The sequence below is a fragment of the Phenylobacterium sp. genome, assembly GCF_013911965.1.
Classification (GTDB): Bacteria; Pseudomonadota; Alphaproteobacteria; order Caulobacterales; family Caulobacteraceae; genus Phenylobacterium.
Genome location: NZ_JACESE010000012.1, coordinates 14,419 through 34,274 on the forward strand (window position 1 = coordinate 14,419; position 19,856 = coordinate 34,274).

A 19,856-nucleotide genomic window follows, 5' to 3' on the forward strand; every position below is an offset into this window, starting at 1 on the left:
GCTGTTTAGTTACACCATTGCGCGGCTCTGAGGCCTTCGCAACCGCCTCAACGCCCCTGCCAGTTGGGCTTGCGCTTCTCGGCGAAGGCGCGGGGGCCTTCCTTGAAATCCTCCGAACGCAGCATGGCGGCGGTGGCGGGGTAGCGCATCTGGCCGGCCATCGCGGCCTCCAGCGAAGGTTCGTCCAGGCCTTTGAACACCGCCTCCTTGGAGGCGCGGATCGACATCGGCGACAGCTCGCAGATCTGGGCCGCCCAGCGGCGGGCCGCATCCATCAGGTCGGCGGCGGGGACCACGTCGTTGACGAAGCCGAGCGCCTGGCCCTCGGCCGCCGCCACGCGCCGGCCGGTCAGGATCATGCCCATGGCGGCCTTCAGCCCGATCTGGCGCGGCAGGCGATGCAGGCCGCCAGCCAGCGCCGCCAGACCCACGCGCGGCTCCGGCAGGGCGAAGGTGGCGGTGTCGGCGGCGATGATCAGGTCGCAGGCGAGCGCGATCTCGAAGCCGCCGCCCATGGCCACCCCGTTGACCGCGGCGATGAGCGGCTTGTTGAGATCGAACCTCTGGGTCAGGCCCGCAAAGCCGCTGGGCGGCAGGCCCATGCCGCCGCCGCTCGCCTGATGCTTCAGGTCGTTGCCGGCGGAGAAGGCCCGCTCCCCCGCGCCGGTGACGATCGCCACCCACTGATCCGGATCGGCGGCGAAGGCGTCGAACGCTTCGTGCAGCTCGAAGTGGGCCGGCGCATGCAGGGCGTTCATCACGTCCGGTCGGTTGAGGGTCACCACCGTCACCGGCCCCTCGCGGTCGATCTTGATGTGCTCGTAGGCCACGGTCGTCCTCCCATTCTTGTCGGCGGAGGCTGGGCGAGGCGCCCTTGGGTCCGTCAAGGCCGGCGCGGCGCCGGCTGGCGTTCACAGGCCCGTGAGGCGCCGGCCCGGCGCCTTTGCGGCCATGGCGCGTTGGCCCAGGTCAATCGCGCCCGACACTCCTGGAGGTCCCTGTGACGCAAGTTCGATCCAGGCCGCCCCGTGTGGTCATCGCCGGCGCTGGCTTCGCAGGCATGCAGGCGGCCAAGGCCCTGGCCGAGGCGCCGGTCGAGGTGGTGGTGATCGACCGCCAGAACCACCAGTCGTTCCAGCCCCTGCTCTATCAGGTGGCGACCGCGGCGCTGACGCCGGCCGATGTCGCCTGGCCGATCCGATGGATGCTGCGGGGCCAGAAGAACGCTCAGGTGTACATGGCCGAGGCGCAGGGGATCGACCGGGCCCGGCGGCGGCTGATCACCTCGGGCGGGGACTTCGCCTACGACTGGCTCGTGCTCGCCACCGGCGCCACCCACGCCTATTTCGGACATGAGGAATGGGCGGCCTTCGCGCCGGGCCTGAAGCGGCTGGAGGACGCCACGGAGATTCGCCGGCGCGTCCTGATGGCCTTCGAGCAGGCGGAGCTGGCCGACACGGACGACGAACGTCGCGACCTGACCACCTTCGTCATCGTCGGCGGCGGCCCGACGGGGGTGGAGATGGCCGGCGCCATCTCCGACATCGCCCGTCAGGCCCTGCCCCCTGACTTCCGGCGCATCGATCCGCGTGAGGCGCGCGTGATCCTGGTCGAGGCGGGACCTCGCATTCTGTCGGCCTTTCCGGAGGACCTGAGCGACTACGCCCGGCAGGCCCTGGAGAAGCGGGGCGTCAAGGTCCGCACCGGCGCGGCCGTCACCGAGATCGACGCGAGCGGAGTGCGGATCGGCGAGGAGACGCTCCACGCCGGCGCGGTCGTCTGGGCCGCCGGCGTGGCGGCTTCGGCGGCGGGCAAGTGGCTGGACGCCGAGCAGGACCGCGCCGGCCGCGTCTTGGTCTCGCGCGACCTCTCCGTTCCGGGCGCGCCGGAAATCTTCGCCATCGGGGACACGGCCCTGGCGAAGACCGAAGACGGCAAGCCCGTGCCCGGGCTCGCGCCGGCGGCCAAGCAGATGGGGGCCTATGTCGGCCGGGTGATCGCCGCCCAGGCGGCCGGGACTGCGCCGCCGGAGCCCTTCGCCTACAGGCACCAGGGCGACCTGGCGACCATCGGCCGCGACGCCGCCATCGTGAAGCGGAACGACATGCAGCTGACGGGCTTCGTCGGCTGGGTCTTCTGGAGCGCGATCCACATCTTCTTCCTGATCGGGACGCGCAACCGCATCGCCGTCGCCTTCAGCTGGTTCTGGGAATATGTGACCTTCGGCCGCCGCTCTCGCCTGATCACAGAGCCTGCGGCGCCGGGCTGCTTCGAACCCAAGAGCCAGGGCGGCCGCCCGACGGCCGACCGCGCCGCAGCCGCCACGGCGCGCCGGGTCTGGTCGTAGCGCCGCGCGCGCCAGGAGGCGTCCGGGGTGGAACAGGCCCCGCCGCCGCCGGGTTGACCCACTCCGCAGCTCAACGCGCCGCCCCGGCGGCCCGAGACGAAGAGGAGGCTCCCATGAAGCGGACCGATGAGGGACAGGACCCCGGCGCTGACCGCCAGGACGCGCGCGAAAACCGCCGCGCGCTCGAGCACGGTTCCAGCAACTCGACCGCCGACTATGCGGTGGAAGGGCGGCCCAACCCCGAGGACCGCTACATCGACGCGCCCTACGCCCGCCCGGCCAAGCCCCTGGCCCCGGACGAAAAGCCCGATCAGCTCGCCGACAAGGTCGCGCAGACGAAGGACGCCGAGGAGGCCCGGACCGACGAGTCCGTGGAAGAGAGCTTCCCCGCCAGCGATCCCCCCAGTTTCCAGCCGAAGCGCGACGGAAGCTGATCGCCCCCGAGGCGCGCCGCCCGGAGGCGGCTCAGGACCGCCCTTCCGGCGCGCCGTCCAGGCTCAGCCGCACCCACACCGGCCCGCGGCCAAGGACGGGAAAGGCCACCTGCAGGCTCCGGAGTTGCCGCCTTCGGTCGCGGACCACCACGCGATACTGGCGGGGACGGCGCCATTGCCCGTTGAGCGGCGCCCAGATGCGCCGAGCGCGCAGGGCCGTCAGCCGATGTCCGCGCGCGACGGCGACGATCGTCTCGAAGTCCGAGGGCCTGGAGGCGAGCAGTCTCCAGGCCAGGACGCAGGCGGCGGCGAGCAGGAGGCCGCCGCCAGAGACCGCGGCCAAAGGCGCGCCGGCGACGATCAGGCCCAGCGTGCCGACGCCCGCCGGCAGGAACCAGACGATCGCCACATCGTGCGGGTGCGGCGCCTGGAGACCGGCATCTTCAGCGGCCTGCGGGCCGCCGGACCAGCCGGCCTTCCTGGCGCCTCCGGTCATCGCCAGCCCCTAGTGCACCAGGCCGCGGGGGCCGCCGGGCCGGATCACGTCGCCACAGAGCTGCTCCATCGCCTCGAAGAGCTGCCGCGCCGAGAAGGGCTTGGAGATGACCGCGTCCATGCCGGCGGCGAGGCAGGCCTTCTGATCCTGCCAGGTCGCACAGGCGGTGACGCCCAGGATCGCGGTCCGCTCGCGCGGCTCGGTCTTCTCGGCGTGGCGTATGATCCGGGTGAGCGCCAGTCCGTCGAGGAAGGGCATCTTCACGTCCATCAGGATCAGGTCCCAGCGCGCCTGGCGCCAGGCCTCCAGCGCCTCGGAGCCGTCGCTTGCGATCACCGGGCAGGCGCCGGCGAAGTCGAGCAGCGCCGCCAGGAGGCGCTGGCTCCTGAGATCGTCATCGGCGACGAGGACACGCAAGGGGCCCTCGGCCCCGTCCGTTCGGGCGAAATCTTCCGAGTGGGGCGTCACGCCGGGCCTCCGCTTTCCGCCGCGACGAAGCCGTCCGTCGTGGCGTCCTGACCCGCGCTCTTAGCCCGAGCGACGCCATCTCCAGTCGGCCGCCGGCTCGATTTCACAACTTCTTACATTCTGTTCCCCGCGCGTTGCGAACACGCCGGCCGACCGACATGTTAACGGTGCAGCTGCGCCGTGGAGCGGTCGGCGCGAGGGCGCGCGCTCCCACGCGCCTCGCCCTCACCGACGGCATGAGCAGTCCGTTCAGGGGGATGGAACGGCGGTGAGGGTCGCGATCCTTGAAGACGAGTCGGCGCACGCCGACCTGATCGAGGCCGTGCTGAGGGCCGAGGCTCATTCGGCGGTCCGCTTCCGCGCCGGCCGCGAACTGATCACGCGCCTTCGGCAGGAGACCTTCGATCTGCTGCTTCTCGACTGGAATCTCCCCGACCTGTCGGGTCTGGAGGTGCTCAACTGGGTGCGGACGTCGCTGGCCTCGCCCCCGCCGGTGGTCATGATCACCGCCCGCAACGCCGCGGCCGACGTCGTCTCGGCGCTGGACGGCGGCGCCGACGACTTCGTGGTCAAGCCGATCGAGCGAAACGTGCTGACGGCCCGCATCCGCGCGGTCCTGCGGCGCGCCTACCCCAGCGAGACGGCGGTCGGCCGCGAGACCGTCGCCGGCTATCAGTTCGACCCCATGACCGAGACGGTGTCCTGGAGTGGCCAGTCGGCCAAGCTCACCTCCAAGGAGTACGCCCTGGCCCTGACGCTGTTCCGGAACCTCAACCGGCCGCTGGGGCGCGCCTACCTTCTGGAGAGCATCTGGGGACGCCACCCGAACCTGGCGACCCGAACGCTGGACGCCCACGTGTCGCGCGTGCGCCGCAAGCTGAGACTACGGCCGGAATTCGGCTATCGGCTGGCGCCCGTCTACAGCTACGGCTATCGCCTGGAAGCGATCCACGAACAGCCCGACGAGGCGGACGCGTGAGAACGATGCTGCGCCTGCTGTCCGCCCTTCTCGTCTGGCTCGCGGCGCAATCGGCAGCCGCAGCCCAGCCGCAGGAGCCCATGGCCGCCTATCAGGTGGTGGCCGGCGACACCCTGATCGCGCTGGCCGGCCGCTATATGGAACAGCCTTCGGACTATCTGCTCGTCCAGCAGCTGAACGGCGTCGCCGATCCGCGCAGGCTTCAGCCAGGCACGGTCCTGCAGATTCCGGTCCGCCTGCTGCGCGGCGCCCCGGTCGCCGCACGGATCGCCGCCTTTCGAGGCCAAGTCACGATCACCGGCCGGGGCGGCGACCGGGCCGCCCGGGTCGGGGCGTCCGTCGGCGAAGGCGCCCTGATCACCACCGGTCCGAACGCCTTCGTCACCGTCGAGCTCGCCGACGGGTCGCGCGTCTCCCTGCCGTCGCAAAGCCGGATCCGCGTTGAGCGGCTGCGGCGCCTTCGGCTGACCGGCGAGATCCATCGCGTCTTCCGCCTCGAGGACGGTCGCAGCACCTCGGTCGTCACCCCGACGCCCGACGCGCGCGGCCGGTTCATCATCACGACGCCCGTCACGGTCGCGGCGGTTCGCGGCACCGAGTTCCGCGTCGGCTACGATCAGGAGGCCGGCCGCGCCACGCTGGGCGTCGTCGAGGGCCATGTGGCCGACCGGGCCCTGGGTGAGGCGGCCGAGACAATGGTGCCGGCGACCTTCGGGCGAACGAGCGACGCGACCGGCGGCGGGGCGCCCGAACCGCTTCTGCCCGCCCCCAGGCTGATCGATCCCCAGCGCGAGCAGAGCGAACGGCAAGTCCGCTTGCGCACGACGGCCGTAGAGGGCGCCGGGGCCTATCGCGCCCAGCTCGCCACCGACCCCGACTTCATCGACGTCTTCGCAGAGCAGCGCAGCCGGACGCCCGACTTCGTCTTCGAGGGGCTGGAAAACGGCCACTACTTCGTACGCTTCACGGCCCTGACGCCCGGCGGGCTGGAAGGCCTGCCGGCGGCCTACGGGGTCGGCCGATGGCTCAACGCCGTCGACCTTCTGGCGCCGGAGCAGACGAGCGCGGGCCTCGACTTCCGCTGGCGGGCCAGCGGCGCAGGCGAGGCGCTCTACCGGTTCCAGCTCTCGGCCCAGCCGGACATGTCCTCGCCGCTGGTGGACGTCGACAACCTGTCGGAGGCTCGCTTCGGCCTCGCCGCGCCACCGGCCGGCGTCTACTACTGGCGAGTCTTCGTCCGGCGCTTCGACGAGCGGCAGATTTCGGAAACGTGGTCATCGGTCCAGCGCCTCCAGATCGGCCGGTGAGTCCGGAGCCGGCGCCCGCCGCCGCCCGCGCCCGCGCCTTCGCCGCCGAATGGCGTCTGACAGCGGCGCTCGCGCTTGCCCTGACGGTCGTGCTCGCGCTGACCGGCGCGACCCAACGCCTGGACAGCATCCTCTACGACGGGGTCCTGCGCGCCACGCCGCGCCCGGCGAGCGAGCGCATCATCCTAGTCACCATCGACGATTACAGCCTGGCCGAACTCGGCGCCTGGCCTTGGCCGCGCAGCGTTCACGCCCGGCTGCTCGACCGGCTGGCCCAGGCCCGCCCTCGCGCCATCGGCTACGATGTCCTCTTCATCGAGCCCGCCCGGGACCCTGCGGAAGACCAGGCGCTCGCCGGCGCCCTGCGTCGGGCCGGCCACGTGGCCCTTCCGCTGATGGTCGTCACGCCCGGCTTCGACGGGCGGGCCTACGACCTTGTCGAGCCGCCCGGCGCCGTCGGGCGCTCGGCCGCCGCCCTCGGCCAGGCCAATCTGCACTTCGACGCCGACGGCGTAGTCCGGCGGACCGCGCCGTTCGAACAGGCCGGCGACCGGCGCATCCCCCAGCTCATGGTCGCGCTGCACGCCATCGGCGAGGGCGTCGCGGCGCCGGCGGCCGAGCGGCCGACGCAGGACGGCGTCCTGATCCGGCCGCCCCCGCAGCTCGTCCCCTTCGTGGGCCCGCCCGGCAGCCATCGCGCGATCCCGGCGGCCGCGGTCCTGAAGGGCGAGGCGCCCCCCGCCCTGTTCGCAGACCGTTATGTTCTGGTCGGCGCGACCGCCAGCGGCCTGCACGATCGCTACGCCACGCCGACGAGCGGCCCGGCCCAGCTGACGCCGGGAATCGAGATCCACGCCAATATCCTGCAAGCCCTGCTGGAGGGCCGCGCCATCCGGATCGCGCCCCCGGCGCTCCTGGCGCTCCTGTCCTGCCTGCCGGTCATCGCCTTGCTGCTAGCGCTGAGGCGCCTGGGGCCGCGGGCGAACCTCGTCGCCGGCGCCGGCCTCGTCCTCGGCTGGATCGCCTTCAGCGCCCTCCTCCTCCTGGTCTTCCGCATCTGGGCGCCGCCCGCGCCCGCCGCCGTCGGGCTTGTGACCCTGTTGCCGCTCTGGGCGTGGCGCAGGCTGGCGGCCGCCAACCGCTACATGGCCGACGAGCTCGGCAGGTTCGCGCTCGAGCCGGACATCCTCGGCGCCAGCGGCCCCGACCCGCCTGCGGCCGACGTGGTGGCGCGTCAGATCGGCCTGATGGAGGATGCGATCGCGCGGGCGCGCGATCTCCGGCGCTTCGCCGCCGACGCGCTGGAGAGCCTGCCCGACCCGACCTTCATCCTCAATGCGGGGGGCTGGGTTCTCTTCGCCAACGCCGCGGCCGCCGCCCAGGTTGGCGAGGCCAAGGGGCGGCGGCTGGAGGACCTGCTGGCCGGCTGGTCGAGGCGCGCCGGCCCGCCCGTTCCGCAGGCGGGCGTCCCGTCCGCCGGCGAGGAGCTGACCTCGCCGGCCGGCGCGGTCTTCCAGGTCGAGCGCGCGCCTTACGAGAGCGACGGCCCTGGCGCGGCGGCCTGGATCGTCCGCCTCTCCGACGTGACGGACGCCCGCGCCGCAGCCGCCCAGCGTGAGCGGCTGCTGAGCTTTCTGAGCCACGACATGCGCGCGCCGCAGGCGGCGATCCTCGCCCTCCTGGAGACGCCGGCCGAGCCGCCCGTGCCCCCGCGCCTCGCCGAGAGGATCGGCGGCCATGCCCGTCGCACCCTCGACCTGGCCGACAACTTCATCCACCTGGCCCGCGCCGAGGCCAACGCCCTGACCCTCGAACCCCTCGACCTCGCCGACCTGGCGGTCGAGGCGGTCGAAGCGCTCTGGCCGCTGGCGCAGAAGGCCGGCGTCGCCCTGGCGCTCGAGGGGGACGATGTGGCCCTGCCGATCTGCGGCGACCGCAGCCTCATCGCCCGGGCGCTGACCAACCTGATCGAGAACGCGCTCAAGCATGGCGCGCCCGCGACCCCGGTCGGCTGCGCCCTCCGGCAGGATGGCGCGTTCGCCGTCTTCGAGGTGGCCAATGCGGGCCCCGCCATGCCGCCAGGGCAGGCCGAGGCGATCCTCAGGCCCTTCGTGCGCGGCCGCAGCGGCGGCGGCGGCGTCGGGCTGGGCCTGGCGCTCGTCCAGGAGTGCGCCAGCCGGCACGGCGGCGCTCTGTCGCTCCACAGCCCGCCGGCCGGCGGCGCGGTCTTCGCCCTGCGGCTGCCCCTGGACCCGGCCGAAGTGGCCGAACCGCCGCCGTCGCCGGACGGCTGAAGCGGCGCGCCGGGAACCCATCGGACGTCACCTCGGTTCGGCTCTCGCCCCCAACGACTGGAGAGCCTCATGACCGACGACGACTATGTCCCCGGCTCGATGGATATCGACGAGCAGGCGCGGACCTATCACCGCTTCCTCTTCCTCGTTCGCTGGGCCGTGGTGGCCCACGTCGTGGCCGGCACGACCTTCGTGATCGCCTTCTGCACCAGCGCCGGCTGGATGTCGGCTCTGATCGTGGGCGCCATCCTGCTGGCGATCGGCGTCTTCGTGGCGCGCCGCCTCGACTCCGACGGGCCGGTCGCCCAGGCCGCCGCCCCGCTCATGACCACCCTGGCCGAGAACCACGATCCCATCGCCCGCCAGACCGGCAAGGCGCCCCACCTGACGCCCGTTTCCTGAGGAGCTGCCCGTGAGTCACGTCACCACCACCGAAACCGCCGCCCATCCGCGTCCCGCCGCCCAGCGTTCGGGCGGCGTGAACGGAGAGATCATCTTCCTCTGGGTGGCCATCCTGCTGGCGCTCGCCTTCTGGGCGCCGCTGACCTTCATCGTCGACAGCGGCATCCTGGCCGCCGGCTAGGGCGCGGTGTAGCCCTCGATCCGCAGGTCCAGCACATAGGCCTGCGGATCGCGGGTGAAGAGGAAGGCGCCCTCGCGACGGGAGTCCCGGGGCAGATAGTCCAGCACGGCTTCGGCCCGTTCCACCACCTCTCCATCCTCGAGGAGTTCGGCCGCCAGCTGCACCGATGCGGCCGTCGCGTCGCCTTCGTTCCGGGCCTCGAAGCGCAGGGCGTAGCGGCCCTCCACCGGGACCACCGACACCTGTTCGATCATCAGCACGGGCGGCCGCTTCGGTCCCGCAAGACCGTAGGCGGCCATGTAGCCGGCCGCGCCGAGCACCAGGACCAGGCCCAGCAGGGCGACCGCCCATTCGAGGCGGGAGGTCTTCTCGGCGACCTTCGGCCGCTCTTCGTCCTGGCTCATAGGATCAGTCTCGCAAGTGCGGCGCCGACGCCGCCCGGGAAGGCCAGCACGATCCCGGCGCTCAGGCCCTCCTCGGTCGACAGCCCGTCGAGCCGGCCGAACAGCCACAGAACGGTCAGGCTGACCAGCAGGACGATGGCGTAGCCGGGAATGGTGAACTTCAGCAGGGCCCCGGCCATGTGCGCATCCGGCGTGCCGCCCCGGAAGTTCACGGCGTAGACCAGGGCGTGCATGAGGAGGAGCGTCGCCGCGAGCAGGGTCAGCTCCTGCCAGACGGTCATCTTGTAGGCGATCAGCACCATCTCCTCGGTGGGCGCGACGTTGAACGACAGGAAGAGCGCGCCGACGCCCATCAGGAAGAGCTCCCCGGCGTAGGAGACCGGCTCCTCGGAGCGATCCTGGGACTGGCCGCCGAGCTGGCTGCGCGCGAGCATGGCGCCCAGCGCGCCGGAGGGGATCTGGAGGACGAGCTTTCCGATGGCTTCGGACAGGCTCATCTGAGGGCCGACGACGCCGAAGATGCTCAAGGTCGCCGCCGCGGCGACGGCGGCCACGACGATCGCGACGAGGGCGTCGGCGACATCGCCCGCCAGGTCCGCCGTCCGGCGGAAGCCGCCGAAGCGGGACAGCGCCACCAGGATCGGCAAGGTCAGCACCAGCAGCAGCGCGATCCGCAGCGGCTGCATGTAGAAGCCCAGCCACCACATCTCCATGGTCATCAGCATGGGCAGGGTGAAGATGAGCGCCCCGGCGAAGGCGCGGCCCAGGCCGACCAGGAACTGCCGGTTGTCGAGCGGCACGGCGACGGGTTCGCCCCGCCGCGCAGGCTGCGGTGCGGACTCCGCTGAGCTTTGAGGCGTCGCCTGCTCCATGACCTCCTCGGCGCATGTCCCTCGACGGACCTTGGCCGTGCGGAACGGGGGAGCGCGAAGGACGGTTCCGCGCCGTTGCGCGCCGATGAGCCGTTGAAGCCGCCGGCCCGGCAGGGAACAGGCGAAGGCACGGCCTTGTTCACCCCCTGCCGCCGGGTGAGCCGGTGGCGACCCGCCGGCGGCGCGCCGGCGATCATCTGGCATGGGAGGCCCGAAGATGGCGCACATCGACCTGCGCGCACCCGCCCTCGCACTCGTCCTGGCGCTGGGCGCCTGCGGTCAGGAGGACGGCGAACTCGACGAAGCCACCATCGACGCCGGGGCCATGCGCACCCCCCCGAACACCCAGGCCTCGCCGCGTACGCCCACGACGATCGCCAACGGCACGACGGTCTATGCGACGGAGATGGCTCGCGAGCTGCAGGCCTTCCTGGAGTCCGGCGAAGCGGCGCCGCGCGAGTTCGAGCTGACCGCGATCAGCTTCGTGCAGGGCGTGCAGGTGCGTGAGGACCCCGACGGCACGATCGCCAACCTGGTGACCATCCTGAACGCCCATCCCCAGGCGCGCGTGCAGATCGTCGTCCCCCACACGAACCCGCAGTCCGACCGCGTCAGCGAGGCCTCCGAGGACCGGGCCGCGCGGGTGGCTCAGGTCTTCGTGGAGAACGGCCTGGACCCGGCCCGCATCACCAGCGCCGGGCGCAACGCACCGGCCGAAGTCGTTCCGCACGCCGTGCTCGTCGTCACCCAGAAGTAGGTTGAAGGAGGCCCGTATGGCCGAGCCTGTCGAACTGCGTATCGAGTCCCACGCCGGAACGTGGCGCCTGCTTCGCGACGGCCGCGAGGTCCACAGCTTCGGCCATGTGGAGCGCGCCACCCATGAAGCCGTCCGCCTGGCGCACGAGCTGATCCACACGGGCGAGCCGGCGACGGTCGCCGTTCAGGCGGCCGACGGCCGGCTGATCGCGATCGACCTGACCGAGCCCGAGCGCAGCCGCGAGGCCGGCGGCGACGAGCAGGCGGCGATCACGCCCGACCGCGGCCCCAGCGGTTAGGCGGCGTCGCCGCGAGAAGGCGCAAGAAGCTTGAAATAGATCCGCGTGCCGCTCAGGCCGCCGTGCGGCTTGAGCGCGAACTGCGGGATTTCGCCGGCGAACTGGTAGCCGCAGCGCTCGTAGAGGCTCCCCGCTCCGCCGTCGCTGGCCGTGTCGAGGACGAGCAGGTGGCGATGGTGCTGGCGCGCCAGACGCTCGGCCTCGGCGAGCAGGGCCGTGGCCACGCCGCGGCCGCGGGCGCTGGGCCGCGTCATCATCTTGGCGATCTCGCCCCGGTGCGGCTGATTGGGCGGCGTGTCGAGCAGGAGGGTCACCGTGCCCAGCAGGGCGCCGCCGCCGTCCCAGGCGCCGAGGACGATCCGCTCGCCGCGGGCGGCTGAGGCCAGCGACCCCGCCCAGAAGGCCCGCGCAACCTCCGGCGCGAGCGGATGCATGAAGCTGACCGAGCCGCCGTCGGCCACCACCTCGACAAGGATGTCGGCGAGCTGGTCGAGGGTGGCCGCCGCCTCGCCAAGCGGCCGGATCGTGAAAGTCGGCATGATCAGCTCCGCGCCAGAGCCACGAGATAGATGCAGGGCGAGGTCGAGACGTTTTCGAAGACCACGTCGCTGGGCGGACCAAAGCCCAGGGCGTCGCCGGCTCTCAGCTCGCGTCGCGCCGCGCCTTCGGTGAGGCTCAGTTCCCCGGATATGACCCACAAGACCTGCCGAATCTGGGCGTAGGAGCTTGCCGGCATGCGGACCTCGCGGCCCGGCGGCAGCTCGACCCGGACCAGCTCCACCGGGTGGTCGGGACGGGTGAAGACCTGCTGACGCACATAGCCCGTGGCCGGGTCGCGCCAGATGGGCTGGTCAGCGGCGCGCTGCAGGCCTCCGGCGTCGGACTCGGCCCGAACAAGCAGGCCCGCCAGGGTGAGGCCGAAGGCGCTGGCCAGCCGCACCAGGGTCACCGCCGTGGGGCTTATCTCCTGGCGCTCGATCTTGCTGATCGTGGCCTTGGCGACGCCGGCGCGATCGGCCGCCTCGGCCAGGGACCAGCCCCGCAACTCCCGTTCCAGCCGAATGCGGGCGGCCAGGCGCTCCCCCGCGTCGTCTATTATAGTGTCCATGCGGACACTATAATAGACGATCGCCGGGCCGCAAGGCTCCGCTTTTCGGCCTCAGCGGCCGGCGATGTAGGCGTCGACGCGCGCTTCGACCACGTCCAGCGGCAGGGCGCCCTCCTCCAGGATCACCTCGTGGAAGTCGCGAAGATCGAACCGCGGGCCCATCGCCGTCTTGGCCTTCTCCCGCAGCTCCAGGATCTTCAGCTGGCCGATCTTGTAGCTCGTCGCCTGGCCCGGATTGGTGAAGTAGCGGTCGACCTCGCTCTGGATGTCGCGCTCGGAGTTCAGGGTGTTGGCCCGCATGTACGCGACCGCCTGGTCGCGGCTCCAGCGCTTGGCGTGGATGCCGGTGTCGAGCACCAGGCGCGCGGCGCGCCAGAGCTCCAGCGACAGGCGTCCGAAGTCCTCGTAGGGGTCCTGATAGAAGCCGGCCTCCTTGGCGAGCTTTTCGGCATAGAGGCCCCAGCCTTCCAGATAGGCGCCGTAGTAGCCGAACCGGCGGAACATCGGCAGCTCCTCCTGCTCCAGGCTGCGGGCGATCTGGAAATGGTGGCCCGGCGCGCCCTCGTGATAGGCGATCGCCGCCAGCTGGGGCTTGAGCACCTGGCTCATGTCCGAGAGGTTCACGTAGAAGATCCCCGGCCGCGAGCCGTCCGGCGTGCCGGGATTGTAGAAGGCGACCGAGGCCGTCTTCTCGCGGAACGGCTCCACGGCGCGGACTTCCAGCGCCTGCTTGGGCAGGGTGGAGAACTGAGTGTCGGCCACGGCCATGTAGCCGGCGATCAGGGCCTTGGCGTCGGCCAGGTACTGCTGCTGGCCTTCCGGCGTCGAGGGGTAGTGGAACTTCGGGTCGGTCTTCACATAGGTGAAGAAGTCTTCCAGCGAGCCTTCGAAGCCGACCTTCTGCTTGATGGCCTCCATCTCCCCGCGCACGCGCGCCACCTCGGAGAGGCCGGTCTGATGGATCTGATCGGGCGTCAGGTCGGTGGTCGTGAAGAAGGCGACCATGTCGGCGTAGTAGGCGTCGCCGTCGGTCAGGGCCCAGACGCCGTTCACGTCCTTGGCCTTCGCCGACATCACCTCCAGGGCGGCCAGATAGCGTTCGAAGCCCCGCCGCCAGGGCCCCTGAAGGGCCGCGCGGCCGTCGTCCAGCAGCTTGGCCTTCACCTCCGGCGCCGCATCGAGGGCGGCCACCTTCTTCTGGAAGTCGGCCCAGACGGCGTTGTCCTCACCCGTCCCGAAGGGCGCGCCCGTGATCTTGTTCCTCGCATCCGGGATGACGCGCGCGAAGACGAAGGCCGGCGGCAGGAAGCCGTCCTTCGTGCGCGTCTCGATCTCGGCGGCGATCTCGCCCCCCACCCGCTCCACCGCCTGCAGGCGGGCGACATAGGCTTCGGCGTCCGCCACCGTGTCGACGCGGTGGTTGTTGATCAGCATCACGGGAAGCTGGTCGAGTCCGCTGCCGTTGGAGGAGACGGCGTAGTTCTGCCAGTACCACTTGTCGGCGCGGCGCTGGTTCTCCACCGACTGCTCGAAGAGATCGTAGGAGAGCTTGGAGTCCTCGCTCAGCCGGCTGCGGTCGAACTGACGCTTCATCTGCGCCAGCTGACGCTCGGCGAGCGCCAGAGCCTCGTCCTGGCCGGCCTTGGTGTAGTCGCCAAGTTCGCCATAGCGCTCCTTCATGCCGAGCGCCGTCAGGGTCTCGGGGCTCAGGCGTGCGCTTTCCAGAAAGGCGTCCTGGAAGAAGGCGGCGAGCCGGGCGTCCTCGGAGGCCGCCGGCGCTGCGGCCGGCGGCGCGGCGGCCGGCGCGGTCTGCGCCATGGCCGGCGCAGCCACGAGGGCGAGGCCGAGCGCCAGGGTCGAGGTGAAGGTGCGAGTCATGCGTTTGTCCCCCAATGCGTCACACAGGCTTAGGATGTGACGCCGCACGCCCGAAGTGAATTTTCGGAAAGGCGGAGAGGCCGCTGGCGGAACGTCAGACGGCGTCGGCGACTTGCAACCGACGGGACAAGGAGAAACACCATGCGATCTGCACATGCGCTCGTGCTGACGATGGCGGCGCTGGCGCTGGTCGGCGCCGGTCCTGTCGGAGATGAAGCCGACCTTGCCCGAGGCCGCGCGCTGGGCGACCTGACCTCCGCAGAAAGCCTGCGATCGCTGGCGGCCGCAGCCACGCCACAATTGGCCGGCGTGGTCGAAAGCGCCGGCGGCCCCGCCGCCATGGCCGCAGGCCTGGGCCAGCAGCTGGGCGCGCGCGAAGCGAAACTCGGCGAGAACGTCCTGACCCTGAACGGCGCGACCGTCTACCGGCGCCTGGACAGGCATGCGCAAGGACTGGCCGTCACGACGCTAGCCTGGACGGCCGACGGCAAGGTCTCGGCCGCCCAGGTGCGGCCCGCGCCGGCCGCGCCGGAGGACGCCGGCCCGCCGCGGACCGTCGCCCTGCCGTTCGGAACGCCTTCAGACGGACAATGGCTGACTTACTGGGGTGGGGATGAGGCTGCGGCCAACTACCATCTGGCCGCTCGCGACCAGGCCTTCGCCTACGACTTCCTGGTGGTGCGGGACGGCGCCACCTTTCGTGGGCCCGCCAGCGACCCAGCCGCCTACCACTGCTGGGGCGAGCCTGTCCTCGCCCCGGCCGACGGCCAGGTGGTCGAGGTCGTCTCAGACATCCAGGACAATCGCCCGGTCGGCGCCATGAACGCTCAGGCGCCGGCGGGCAACCACGTGATCATCGACCAGGGCGAAGGGGTCTATGCCCTGCTGGGGCACCTTCAGCGCGGTTCGATCGCAGTCGAGGAGGGAGAGCGGGTGCGGGCCGGCCAGCGGCTCGGCGCCTGTGGCAACAGCGGGGCGTCCTCCGAGCCCCATGTGCACTTTCATCTGCAGGATCGTGGGACGTTTGGTCCGCCGGCCCGCGGCGTTCCGGCCGTCTTCTCAGGTCTCCGGATCGACGGCCAGGCCCGGGAACATGGCCGGCCCGTGCGCGGCCAGACGGTCGCTCCGTCGCGCTAGACCACAGAACCGATCCAGCGCTGCGAGGCGTCGGCCGCCTCCCGACGGGCGCGGCGGTAAGCGCTGGGCGTCGTGCCGAAGGCGCGACGAAAGGCGGTGGCCAGGTGGGAGTGGCTGGAAAAGCCGAGCCGGACGGCGATGGAGGCGAGGTCGAGATCGGTGGCCTGCAGCATCTCGCGCGCCCGCGCCAGCCGCCGCGAGAGGATGAAGCGGTGCGGCGTCTGGCCGGTGGCGCTCTCGAAGGCCCGGGTGAAGTGGGTTCGGCTCAGGCCGGCGATGTCGGCCAGTTCGGCGACGGCGAGCGGTTCGGGGAGATGATCCTCGATCGCCTGCACCACGCGCCGCAGCCGCGCCGGCGGCAGGGGGGCCGAGCGCGGCCGAGGCGAGGGTTCGCCCGCCACCTGCAGGGCCCGGAGCAGCATGGTGCGGGCCAGACCGGTCAGATAGTCGCCGTGGTCGAGCCGCTCGCCGAGCACCACCCGGCGCATTTCGTGGGCGAGCGCGCGCAGGCCTGGATCGGCCTGCTCCTGCGGCTCGGCCTCGCCCAGGCCCTGCACCGCCTCGCGGAGCGGATGGGGCAGCCGGTCATAGGCCACGGCCAGCACCTCCATGGGACCGGCCTCGTCGCAGTCGGCGCTCAGGCCGGGGGGCAGAAGGACGAAGGCTTCGGGCGGCGTCTGCGCGTCCGCCGCACGCCGGCCGCTGAACCGGTAGAGCAACAGGGGCTGCTCGCCCTTCCAGTCCAGGCTGAACGGACCGGGGGCCTGGTGGCGGATGCGCACGCCGCCGTACTGCACATAGGCCACCTCCCCGTCACGCAACGCGGTCGGGACGGAAGACGCGCCGGCGGCGGCGAGCCCTTGGGATGGCGGCGATGACATGGGGACGGCCTGAACCTTTAGCTTAGCCGTCATGTAGGTCGCCAGGGCGGCGGCGCAATCGACGCGGCCCAAACGATTTCCGCACAGCGATGAAAACGGCGCGTCGCCGATGCAAGCGGCGGCGGCGAGGCCTGCACATCTGATCGTCCAGTCGCCCAGATCGCCTGGGCCGTAACGAACTACGAGTGCAACGACAATGAAACTGACCTCTCTCGCCGCAACCCTGCTTTCCGCCACCGCCCTGACCGCCGGCGCGGCCGCCGCCCAGCCTTCGGACTGGTACGTCCGTGGCGACATCGGCGGCACGTTCCAGGCCGAGATCGACGCCTCGCCGACGGTGGAAGCCGATGACGGACTGATCGTCTCCGGCGGCGCCGGCGCCCACCTGACGCCCAACATCCGGCTGGAGGGCGAACTCGCCTACCTGCAGGCCGACGGCGACGGCGGCGGCGATCTCAAGACCACGGCCGCCTTCCTGAACGGCTATTACGACTTCAACCCCGACGGCGTGTGGCGGCCCTATGTGGGCGCGGGCGTCGGCTACGGCTCGGTCGAGCTCGACGGCGGCGGCGTCGACGATGACGACGCCGGCCTCGCCTACCAGTTCAAGGCGGGCCTCGCGCGGCCGCTCGGCCAGCGGGCCATCGGCGAGATCGGCTACCGCTATGTGACCGTCAGCGAGGTCGAGCTGGGCGCCGGCGCCAGCCGCCTGGACGGGGACTTCTCCAGCCACGCCGTGACGGTCGGCCTCCGCTACCCGCTGGGGCGCTGAGCCCCGCCCCGCCGGTCGGCCGCGAGGCCGGCCGGCGTCGCCTTTGGAAGATGAGCCCATGCGCATCCTGATGAGCGCCTTCGCAGCGGCCGGCAGCCTCGCCCTGGCCAGCTGCGGGCCGCCGGCCTCGATCTTCAGCGACGGCGCCTCGGCGCTGCCGGCGCACGACCTGCTGGTGGTGGAGGCCGACACGCTGGTGATCGACGGCCAGCGCATCCGTCTGGCCAATGCGGTGGCGCCCAAGGCGCCGCCGTTCGCCGGCTGTTGGGCCGAAGCGGTCGCCGCCCGCGAAGCCCGCGCCGCCGCCGAGGAGCTCCTGGCCCAGGCCTATGACATCCGGCTGGCCACGACGGCCCGCGCAGCGCCGGACGGCTCGCCCCTGGCCCAGGTGGCCCTGGACGGCGAGGATCTCGGCCAGGCGCTCATCGAGAGGGGCCTCGCCGTACGTCGCGCCTCGGAGCCCTTTCAGTGGTGCGCCCCGGTGGACATGGCCCGAATGAGCGACCCCTACCTCGCCTCGCCGTGGAAACAGCCGGCGGCCTTCGCCGGGAACGGAGCCCCGTAGCCGGGGCGCAGCGCCGTTCCCGCCGCTATCCGGTCAGGCGCCCATGGCGGCGCGCAGCCGCTCCTGCTGCAGCCGCGCCGGCGAGGCCGGGGCGGCGACGGATCCGACCTGGAACTGCCCCATCAGGCGCTTCAGCTCGTTCGCCTCGCCGGCCAGGGCGCCGCTGGCGGCGGTGCTCTGCTCGACCATGGCGGCGTTCTGCTGGGTCATCTGGTCCATCTGATTGACCGCGGTGTTGACCTGCGCCAGGCCGGTGGCCTGTTCCTGCGCCGAGCCGGCGATCTCGGCGACCAGGGCGTTGATCTCGTTGACCTGAGCGACGATGCCGCTGAGCGCCTCGCCCGTCCGGGCCACGAGGCTGACGCCCGCTTCCACCTGGGTCGAGGAGGTGGAGATCAGCTGCTTGATCTCGCGAGCCGCATCGGCCGAGCGCTGGGCCAGCGCCCGGACCTCCGAGGCGACGACGGCGAAGCCGCGGCCGGCTTCCCCGGCGCGGGCGGCCTCCACGCCGGCGTTGAGCGCCAGGAGATTGGTCTGGAAGGCGATCTCGTCGATGACGCTGATGATCTGACCGATCTCCCGAGCCCCCTGCTCGATCTGCTCCATGGCCTCGACGGCCGAGCGCATGACCGCGCCGGACTCTTCGGCCGAGGCCTTGGCCGACGCCACCGCGCTGCGGGCCTGGCCCGCGCCCTGAGCGGTCCGATTGACGGTGGCGGTGATCTCGTCGAGGGCGGCGGCCGTCTCCTCCAGGCTCGCCGCCTGCTGCTCGGAGCGCCGCGAAAGGTCGTCGGCGGCGCTGCTGATTTCGGCGGCCGCGGCGGTGATCGCGCCGGTCTTGCTGGCGACGGCCGACACCGCCTGTTCGAGGCTGGCGGCCGCGGCGTTGAAGTCCGTCTTCAGCTGGGCGTACTCGGTCGAAAACGCCGCGCTGATCCGGGCGCGCAGATCGCCCTTGGAGAGTTGGGACAGCGCCCCCTGCAGAGCTTCGACGACGATCGCCTGCTCGCGGGCGGTCCGCTCCTGCTCGGCCTGATTGGAGCGCCGCTCGGCCTCGGTGGCGGTCCGCAGCGCCTCCTGCTCTCCGCGCGCCTTGACCCCGTCGGCCAGCTCGTGGCGCAGATCCTCCAGGGCGCGGCCGATCTGGGCGATCTCGTCCTGACCGTCCGATGCGGCCACCGGTTCGTCGTAGCGTCCGGAGGCAAGCGCCTGAACCGACCGGACGAGGCGCGACAGCGGCTGGGCGACCATCTTCCGCACGGCCAACATCAGGCAGGCCAGCACCGCCCCGATGATCACCACGCCGCCGAGCAGCAGGCCGATGGCGAGATTGCGCGCCGGGGCGTCGACGGTCTTGGCCGGCGCATCGACGACGACGGCCCAGGTGGCGTTCGAAGCCTGCAGATTCACCGGCACGATGCGCCGCGAAAGCGCCTCTCCCCCCTCGCGGACGCCGCCGACCTTGAGGCTCTCGGCCTGCGCGATCGCCGTCTTGACGGTCTCCGCCCCCGCGTCGGCATAGGGCTTCATATGCAGTTCGTGATTGGGATGCGACACCCAGGCGCCGGCGCCCGAGAGGAGAAGCACCCGGCCGTCGCCAAACGGCTTCAGCCCTTCGAGCTGCGCCGTCAGATCGTTCAGGGCGATGTCCAGCCCCGCCACGCCGATCAGCTCGCCGTCGGAGAAGACGGGCGCGGTGATCGAGGTCATCAGCACGGTCTTGCCGTTCACCTCGTAGGGATAGGGCTCGGTGATGGCCGGCTTACCGCTCTTGGCCGAGAGCGTGTAGAAGGCCTCGTCGAAGACGTCGGCGTCCTCGGGCGGCTCCATGATGTCGGCGCCGTCGACCCGGGCCCAGTAGGCCTCGAACCGACCGCTGCTGTTGGAGCCGAGGTCGGCGCGGCCGACGAATTCCGCGTCGCGGCCGTCGAAGGCCTCCGGCGCGGCGAAGAACCAGCTGCCCATCACCAGGGGGGAGGCGTCGAGGTTGGGCTTGAGCATGGCCATGACCAGGGCGCGGTCACGCACGCCGCCGGCATGGGCGGCGCCGATCGCCTCGGCCATGCTGTTCGCCGTGGCCTGGACGCTCGTCAACTCGCCGCTGATCGTCTCGGCGGCGGCTTCGCCAAGGGCCGAGCCATAGGCGTCCGACAGCTCTGTCGCGACGCTGCGGGTCTGCAGGCCAATCCAGAGGCAGGCGGCGATAAGGAGGGCGCCGATCACCGCGCCCAGGACGATCATCAGCTTTTCGGAGAGAGAGCGGCGTGCGAGCACGG

Annotated in this window: 22 protein-coding genes; 12 read left to right on the forward strand and 10 right to left on the reverse strand. The window is 71.7% G+C overall.

Annotation, left to right across the window (positions count from 1 at the left end; translation table 11 throughout):
• Positions 1-47 precede the first annotated feature (47 nt).
• Positions 48-830 carry an enoyl-CoA hydratase-related protein gene (locus H2041_RS12990; RefSeq protein WP_293413243.1) on the reverse strand — a complete coding sequence of 261 codons (783 nt, stop codon included), beginning with the start codon at positions 828-830 and terminating at the stop codon, positions 48-50.
• A gap of 170 nt (positions 831-1,000) precedes the next feature.
• On the opposite strand from H2041_RS12990, the gene H2041_RS12995 reads away from it, so the two are divergent.
• Together H2041_RS12995 and H2041_RS13000 are read left to right on the forward strand one after the other, a co-directional pair.
• A complete protein-coding gene (locus tag H2041_RS12995) occupies positions 1,001-2,347 on the forward strand; it encodes an NAD(P)/FAD-dependent oxidoreductase (RefSeq protein ID WP_293413245.1) in 1,347 nt (448 codons plus the stop codon).
• 113 nt (positions 2,348-2,460) lie between these two features.
• Positions 2,461-2,781, forward strand: coding sequence for a hypothetical protein (locus H2041_RS13000; RefSeq protein WP_293413247.1), 321 nt, complete (start codon positions 2,461-2,463; stop codon positions 2,779-2,781).
• Between the two features lie 31 nt (positions 2,782-2,812).
• Here H2041_RS13000 and H2041_RS13005 read toward each other — a convergent pair whose 3' ends face one another.
• Together H2041_RS13005 and H2041_RS13010 are read right to left on the reverse strand one after the other, a co-directional pair.
• Positions 2,813-3,277, reverse strand: a complete 465-nt coding sequence (locus H2041_RS13005) for a hypothetical protein (protein WP_293413249.1) — start codon at positions 3,275-3,277, stop codon at positions 2,813-2,815.
• Between the two features lie 9 nt (positions 3,278-3,286).
• Positions 3,287-3,694 carry a response regulator gene (locus H2041_RS13010; protein WP_293413251.1) on the reverse strand — a complete coding sequence of 136 codons (408 nt, stop codon included), beginning with the start codon at positions 3,692-3,694 and terminating at the stop codon, positions 3,287-3,289.
• A gap of 319 nt (positions 3,695-4,013) precedes the next feature.
• On the opposite strand from H2041_RS13010, the gene H2041_RS13015 reads away from it, so the two are divergent.
• The 5 genes from H2041_RS13015 (at position 4,014) to H2041_RS13035 (ending at position 8,908) form a co-directional block, all read left to right on the forward strand.
• A complete protein-coding gene (locus H2041_RS13015; RefSeq protein WP_293413253.1) occupies positions 4,014-4,724 on the forward strand; it encodes a response regulator transcription factor in 711 nt (236 codons plus the stop codon).
• A gap of 5 nt (positions 4,725-4,729) precedes the next feature.
• A complete protein-coding gene (locus H2041_RS13020; protein WP_293413434.1) occupies positions 4,730-6,031 on the forward strand; it encodes a FecR domain-containing protein in 1,302 nt (433 codons plus the stop codon).
• The gene (locus tag H2041_RS13025; protein ID WP_293413255.1) at positions 6,028-8,325 is read left to right on the forward strand and encodes a CHASE2 and HATPase_c domain-containing protein; all 2,298 of its coding nucleotides are present in this window, start codon (positions 6,028-6,030) and stop codon (positions 8,323-8,325) included. The genes H2041_RS13020 and H2041_RS13025 overlap by 4 nt, the downstream gene beginning before the upstream one ends.
• A 69-nt stretch (positions 8,326-8,394) precedes the next feature.
• Positions 8,395-8,727 (forward strand): aa3-type cytochrome c oxidase subunit IV, encoded by a 333-nt coding sequence (locus H2041_RS13030; protein ID WP_293413257.1) that lies wholly within the window; start codon positions 8,395-8,397, stop codon positions 8,725-8,727.
• A gap of 10 nt (positions 8,728-8,737) precedes the next feature.
• A complete protein-coding gene (locus tag H2041_RS13035; protein ID WP_293413259.1) occupies positions 8,738-8,908 on the forward strand; it encodes a hypothetical protein in 171 nt (56 codons plus the stop codon).
• Here the strand turns inward: H2041_RS13035 and H2041_RS13040 are convergent.
• The gene (locus tag H2041_RS13040) at positions 8,905-9,312 is read right to left on the reverse strand and encodes a hypothetical protein (protein WP_293413261.1); all 408 of its coding nucleotides are present in this window, start codon (positions 9,310-9,312) and stop codon (positions 8,905-8,907) included. The genes H2041_RS13035 and H2041_RS13040 overlap by 4 nt on opposite strands.
• On the reverse strand, positions 9,309-10,184 hold the full coding sequence (locus H2041_RS13045; RefSeq protein WP_293413263.1) for a TIGR02587 family membrane protein: 876 nt from the start codon (positions 10,182-10,184) through the stop codon (positions 9,309-9,311). The genes H2041_RS13040 and H2041_RS13045 overlap by 4 nt, the downstream gene beginning before the upstream one ends.
• A gap of 217 nt (positions 10,185-10,401) precedes the next feature.
• Between H2041_RS13045 and H2041_RS13050 the strand changes: the two genes are divergently transcribed.
• Together H2041_RS13050 and H2041_RS13055 are read left to right on the forward strand one after the other, a co-directional pair.
• Entirely contained in the window at positions 10,402-10,941 is a 540-nt protein-coding gene (locus H2041_RS13050) for a hypothetical protein (protein WP_293413265.1), read from the forward strand.
• Between the two features lie 16 nt (positions 10,942-10,957).
• Positions 10,958-11,239, forward strand: a complete 282-nt coding sequence (locus tag H2041_RS13055; RefSeq protein ID WP_293413267.1) for a hypothetical protein — start codon at positions 10,958-10,960, stop codon at positions 11,237-11,239.
• Here H2041_RS13055 and H2041_RS13060 read toward each other — a convergent pair.
• From H2041_RS13060 to H2041_RS13070, 3 genes are read right to left on the reverse strand one after another with little or no spacing between them, the layout of a single operon-like run.
• Positions 11,236-11,778 carry a GNAT family N-acetyltransferase gene (locus H2041_RS13060; RefSeq protein WP_293413269.1) on the reverse strand — a complete coding sequence of 181 codons (543 nt, stop codon included), beginning with the start codon at positions 11,776-11,778 and terminating at the stop codon, positions 11,236-11,238. The two genes, H2041_RS13055 and H2041_RS13060, sit on opposite strands and share 4 nt — an antisense overlap.
• Positions 11,779-11,780: 2 nt before the next feature.
• On the reverse strand, positions 11,781-12,347 hold the full coding sequence (locus tag H2041_RS13065) for an XRE family transcriptional regulator (protein WP_293413271.1): 567 nt from the start codon (positions 12,345-12,347) through the stop codon (positions 11,781-11,783).
• A 51-nt stretch (positions 12,348-12,398) separates the two neighbouring features.
• Positions 12,399-14,225, reverse strand: coding sequence for a DUF885 family protein (locus tag H2041_RS13070; RefSeq protein WP_293413273.1), 1,827 nt, complete (start codon positions 14,223-14,225; stop codon positions 12,399-12,401).
• A gap of 141 nt (positions 14,226-14,366) precedes the next feature.
• Here H2041_RS13070 and H2041_RS13075 point away from each other — a divergent pair, with 141 nt between their 5' ends.
• Positions 14,367-15,362 carry a M23 family metallopeptidase gene (locus tag H2041_RS13075; protein WP_293413275.1) on the forward strand — a complete coding sequence of 332 codons (996 nt, stop codon included), beginning with the start codon at positions 14,367-14,369 and terminating at the stop codon, positions 15,360-15,362.
• On the opposite strand, the gene H2041_RS13080 is transcribed toward H2041_RS13075, so the two are convergent.
• A complete protein-coding gene (locus H2041_RS13080) occupies positions 15,359-16,243 on the reverse strand; it encodes a helix-turn-helix domain-containing protein (RefSeq protein ID WP_293413277.1) in 885 nt (294 codons plus the stop codon). The two genes, H2041_RS13075 and H2041_RS13080, sit on opposite strands and share 4 nt — an antisense overlap.
• Positions 16,244-16,439: 196 nt before the next feature.
• Here H2041_RS13080 and H2041_RS13085 point away from each other — a divergent pair, with 196 nt between their 5' ends.
• Positions 16,440-17,015 carry an outer membrane beta-barrel protein gene (locus H2041_RS13085; protein ID WP_293413279.1) on the forward strand — a complete coding sequence of 192 codons (576 nt, stop codon included), beginning with the start codon at positions 16,440-16,442 and terminating at the stop codon, positions 17,013-17,015.
• A 58-nt stretch (positions 17,016-17,073) separates the two neighbouring features.
• On the forward strand, positions 17,074-17,580 hold the full coding sequence (locus H2041_RS13090; protein WP_293413281.1) for a nuclease: 507 nt from the start codon (positions 17,074-17,076) through the stop codon (positions 17,578-17,580).
• Positions 17,581-17,613: 33 nt separating this feature from the next.
• On the opposite strand, the gene H2041_RS13095 is transcribed toward H2041_RS13090, so the two are convergent.
• The gene (locus tag H2041_RS13095; RefSeq protein WP_293413283.1) at positions 17,614-19,854 is read right to left on the reverse strand and encodes a methyl-accepting chemotaxis protein; all 2,241 of its coding nucleotides are present in this window, start codon (positions 19,852-19,854) and stop codon (positions 17,614-17,616) included.
• Positions 19,855-19,856 lie beyond the last annotated feature (2 nt).

Bases quoted from the DNA above. Each gene is read 5' to 3' on its own strand.
- H2041_RS13000 (WP_293413247.1), top strand. From the start codon at position 2,461: ATGAAGCGGACCGATGAGGGACAGGACCCCGGCGCTGACCGCCAGGAC.
- H2041_RS13040 (WP_293413261.1), bottom strand. From the start codon at position 9,312: ATGAGCCAGGACGAAGAGCGGCCGAAGGTCGCCGAGAAGACCTCCCGC.
- H2041_RS13045 (WP_293413263.1), bottom strand. From the start codon at position 10,184: ATGGAGCAGGCGACGCCTCAAAGCTCAGCGGAGTCCGCACCGCAGCCT.
- H2041_RS13020 (WP_293413434.1), top strand. From the start codon at position 4,730: ATGCTGCGCCTGCTGTCCGCCCTTCTCGTCTGGCTCGCGGCGCAATCG.
- H2041_RS13090 (WP_293413281.1), top strand. From the start codon at position 17,074: ATGCGCATCCTGATGAGCGCCTTCGCAGCGGCCGGCAGCCTCGCCCTG.
- H2041_RS13070 (WP_293413273.1), bottom strand. From the start codon at position 14,225: ATGACTCGCACCTTCACCTCGACCCTGGCGCTCGGCCTCGCCCTCGTG.
- H2041_RS13060 (WP_293413269.1), bottom strand. From the start codon at position 11,778: ATGCCGACTTTCACGATCCGGCCGCTTGGCGAGGCGGCGGCCACCCTC.
- H2041_RS13055 (WP_293413267.1), top strand. From the start codon at position 10,958: ATGGCCGAGCCTGTCGAACTGCGTATCGAGTCCCACGCCGGAACGTGG.
- H2041_RS13085 (WP_293413279.1), top strand. From the start codon at position 16,440: ATGAAACTGACCTCTCTCGCCGCAACCCTGCTTTCCGCCACCGCCCTG.
- H2041_RS13080 (WP_293413277.1), bottom strand. From the start codon at position 16,243: ATGTCATCGCCGCCATCCCAAGGGCTCGCCGCCGCCGGCGCGTCTTCC.
- H2041_RS13050 (WP_293413265.1), top strand. From the start codon at position 10,402: ATGGCGCACATCGACCTGCGCGCACCCGCCCTCGCACTCGTCCTGGCG.
- H2041_RS13075 (WP_293413275.1), top strand. From the start codon at position 14,367: ATGCGATCTGCACATGCGCTCGTGCTGACGATGGCGGCGCTGGCGCTG.
- H2041_RS13005 (WP_293413249.1), bottom strand. From the start codon at position 3,277: ATGACCGGAGGCGCCAGGAAGGCCGGCTGGTCCGGCGGCCCGCAGGCC.
- H2041_RS13065 (WP_293413271.1), bottom strand. From the start codon at position 12,347: ATGGACACTATAATAGACGACGCGGGGGAGCGCCTGGCCGCCCGCATT.
- H2041_RS13030 (WP_293413257.1), top strand. From the start codon at position 8,395: ATGACCGACGACGACTATGTCCCCGGCTCGATGGATATCGACGAGCAG.